The sequence below is a fragment of the Xanthobacter sp. BG11Y11_SDJG genome (assembly GCF_057364445.1).
The window spans coordinates 1-2214 of record NZ_JBNFNU010000549.1; the positions used below are offsets into that span (position 1 = coordinate 1).

The window sequence follows — 2214 nt, forward strand, 5'->3', positions numbered from 1 at the left end:
CGCCCTTGGCGCGCCGGCCGGGCCGGATCGGCTCGAGGTGTCGCGTTTTCGGCGCCCACCTTTCCGGCATGGCGCTGAATGGCGACCTCAAGGCCATGGGCGGCCGGTTCGTGGCGGAGGCGGAAACCGCGCCGGCCTATCGCATGAAGCTGCTGCCCGGCGCCCAGCCGCGCCCGGGCGTGGTGCGCGTGGGGGCGGGCGGCGCCGCTCTGAAGGGTGAGATCTGGTCGCTGCCCATGGAGGGCGTGGGCCGGCTGCTCGCCACCATCCCGGCGCCGCTGGGCCTGGGACAGGTCGAGCTTGCCGATGGCCGGCGCATCGCCGGCTTCCTGGCGGAGGCGGTCGAGGTGGCGGATGCCCCCGACATCACGCACTTCGGCGGATTCCGCAGCTTCGTCGACAGCCGCATGTCTGCCGCGAGCTAGGCGGCGGCGCGCGTCGTGGAGCGGGCGTCAGCCCGCTTCTGGCGGGGCGTCACCCGGACCGCGCCGGAGCGGGCGTCCCGCCCGCTCCCGCATGGACAGAGGGCGCAGGCCGTCCGTCAGCCCACCTTGCCCTTGCCTTCGCCCTCGGTGAGGAAGTGCTCCAGCCAATGGATGTCGTAGCGCCCCTCGGCGATGTCGCGGGTGCGCACCAGCGTGCGGAACAAGGGCAGCGTGGTGTCGATGCCGTCCACCACGAATTCGTCCAGCGCCCGGCGCAGGCGGCGCAGGCACTCGTCGCGGGTCTTGCCGTGGACGATCAGCTTGCCCACCAGGCTGTCATAGGTGGGCGGGATCACGTAGCCCTGATAGGCGTTGGAATCCACGCGGATGCCGAGGCCGCCGGGGACGTGATAGTGCGTGATCCGGCCCGGCGAGGGCCGGAAGGTGGCCGGGTGCTCGGCATTCACGCGGCACTCGATGGCGTGGCCTTCCATCACCACGTCCGACTGCTGGAGCGTCAGCGCCTCGCCCGCCGCCACCCGGATCTGCTCGTTGATCAGGTCGATGCCGGTGACCATCTCCGTCACCGGATGCTCCACCTGGATGCGGGTGTTCATCTCGATGAAGTAGAAGCGGCCGTCCTCGTACAGGAACTCGATCGTCCCGACGCCGAGATATTTGAGGTCGCGCATGGCCTTGGCGCAGGTCTCGCCGATCTCCGCGCGCTGCTCGGGGGTAATGACGGGGGACGGCGCCTCCTCCCACACCTTCTGGTGGCGGCGCTGCAGCGAACAGTCGCGCTCGCCGAGATGGATGGCGTGGCCCTTGCCGTCGCCCAGCACCTGCACCTCGATGTGGCGCGGCGTGCCGAGATACTTCTCCAGGTAGACCGCGTCGTCGCCAAACGCGGCCAGCGCCTCGGTGCGGGCGGTGGACAGCGCATGGGAGAGGTCCTCCCGCGTCATCGCCACCTTCATCCCGCGCCCGCCGCCGCCGGCCGCCGCCTTCACCAGCACCGGAAAGCCGATCTCCTCGGCGACGCGGTGGGCCTCGTCGTCGGAGGTGATGCCCCCGTCCGAGCCGGGCACCACCGGAATGCCCAAGGCCTGGGCGGTCTTCTTCGCCTCGATCTTGTCGCCCATGATGCGGATGTGCTCCGCCTTGGGGCCGATGAAGTGGATGTTGTGGTCGGCCAGGATCTCCGCGAAGCGGGCATTCTCCGCCAGGAAGCCGTAGCCGGGATGCACCGCGTCCGCCCCGGTGATCTCGCAGGCGGCCAGCAGCGAGGGGATGTTGAGGTAGCTCTCGCGCGCCGGGGGCGGGCCGATGCACACGCTCTCGTCCGCGAGGCGCACGTGCATGGCATCCGCGTCCGCCGTGGAATGGACCGCCACCGTCGCGATGCCCAGCTCCTTGCAGGCGCGCAGGATGCGCAGCGCGATCTCGCCCCGGTTGGCGATGAGGATCTTCTTGAACATCAGCTCTCCTCGCCTTCCGGCCCGGTCATTCGATGATGAGCAGCGGCTCGCCGTACTCGACCGGCTGCGCATTGCCCACCAGGACGCGCGTCACGGTGCCGGAGCGCGGGGCCGGAATGGCGTTCATGGTCTTCATGGCCTCGACGATGAGGATCGTCTGGCCTTCCTTGACCACCGAGCCCACGTCCACGAACGGCGGCGCGCCGGGCTCGGCGGCGAGGTAGGCGGTGCCGACCATGGGCGAGGCGACGACGCCGGGATGCTTGGAGAGGTCCGCGCCTTCGGCGGCACCGGGCCGCGGCGACGGCGAC

Annotated in this window: 3 protein-coding genes; 1 reads left to right on the top strand and 2 read right to left on the bottom strand. The window is 70.6% G+C overall.

Annotation, left to right across the window (positions count from 1 at the left end; translation table 11 throughout):
- On the top strand, positions 1 to 425 hold a 425-nt coding region (locus AC2W7M_RS24240; RefSeq protein ID WP_486135563.1), incomplete at its 5' end, for an allophanate hydrolase-related protein.
- A 116-nt stretch (positions 426 to 541) separates the two neighbouring features.
- Here the strand turns inward: AC2W7M_RS24240 and accC are convergent.
- Complete coding sequence (gene accC, locus AC2W7M_RS24245; protein ID WP_486135565.1) at positions 542 to 1903, bottom strand: acetyl-CoA carboxylase biotin carboxylase subunit; 1362 nt, start codon at positions 1901 to 1903, stop codon at positions 542 to 544.
- Positions 1904 to 1928: 25 nt separating this feature from the next.
- Positions 1929 to 2214, bottom strand: a 286-nt coding sequence (locus tag AC2W7M_RS24250; protein ID WP_486135567.1) for an acetyl-CoA carboxylase biotin carboxyl carrier protein, incomplete at its 5' end; no start/stop codon positions are given.

Bases quoted from the DNA above. Each gene is read 5' to 3' on its own strand.
- accC (WP_486135565.1), bottom strand. From the start codon at position 1,903: ATGTTCAAGAAGATCCTCATCGCCAACCGGGGCGAGATCGCGCTGCGC.